At 60.9% G+C, this 867-nt stretch carries 1 protein-coding gene; it reads right to left on the bottom strand.

The window, feature by feature from the left end; translation table 11 throughout:
* Window positions 1-9: 9 nt before the first annotated feature.
* Window positions 10-819 (bottom strand): IS5 family transposase, encoded by an 810-nt coding sequence (locus GOB93_RS20970; RefSeq protein ID WP_173585278.1) that lies wholly within the window; start codon window positions 817-819, stop codon window positions 10-12.
* Window positions 820-867: the final 48 nt, after the last annotated feature.

Genomic DNA, 867 nt, shown 5'->3' with positions numbered 1-867 from the left:
TAGAGGGTGTTATGCACCTTGAGCGAGTATAGCGGCGTTTCTGAGCATGAAACATGCGAAAGCGACGACATGGAGACTTGCGAGGGTTGAAGCGTAACGCTCGTAGTCCTTGACGAGCCTGCGGCATCGTGTGGCCCATGCGAAAGACCGCTCGACAACCCATCGGCGCGGCAGCAGGACAAAGCCGCGCTTGGCTTCGGGCAACCTGACGACTTCGAGTGCGATACCGTGCGTGCGAGCCGCCCCGGCAGGTTTCTCGCCGGTATATCCCTGATCGACATAGGCCAGTTCGACGCTTTCGTCAGTGGCCTCCTGAATGGCAGCGGCGAGGCGTCCGACCTCGGCGCGATCATCCCGACTGGCTGGCGTGACGTGCAGGGCCAGCAGGTGGCCCAGCGTATCCACAGCCATATGCAGCTTCGAGCCCCGTTTGCGTTTGGCCCCGTCGTAACCGGCACGAGGCCCGCTCTCGGGTGTCGAACGCAATGTCCGGCTGTCGAGGATGGCTGCGGTGGGTTCCGGCTGGCGACCGGAAGCCATGCGCAAGACGGCACGTAGATCGCAGGCCAGCGTCTCGAAGCAGCCGGCATCCATCCAACGACGAGATTGCTGATAAACCGCCGACCACGGCGGCAGATCGTTTGGCATCGCGCGCCAGGCAATCCCGTAGCGGATCACGTAGCGCAACCCGTTGAACAGTTCGCGCAAGTCATGCCGCCGCTGTTCCGCGTCTTCACGCATCAGGACCAGATACGGAACAACCAACGACCATTCTTCGTCTGATACGTCAGAGGGATACGGCTTGCGGGCTTGCGTCATTCAGCATTACTGAACCAATCGCACACGAAAGTACATAACACCCTCTAG

The sequence above is a fragment of the Acetobacter musti genome (assembly GCF_011516835.1).
In the GTDB taxonomy this organism is placed as follows: Bacteria; Pseudomonadota; Alphaproteobacteria; order Acetobacterales; family Acetobacteraceae; genus Acetobacter; species Acetobacter musti.
Note: the sequence above shows the minus strand (reverse complement) of the source record. Positions and strands in the feature narration are given on the sequence as shown.

Excerpts from the sequence above, each read along its gene's own strand:
- GOB93_RS20970 (WP_173585278.1), bottom strand. The coding sequence starts at position 819 with ATGACGCAAGCCCGCAAGCCGTATCCCTCTGACGTATCAGACGAAGAA.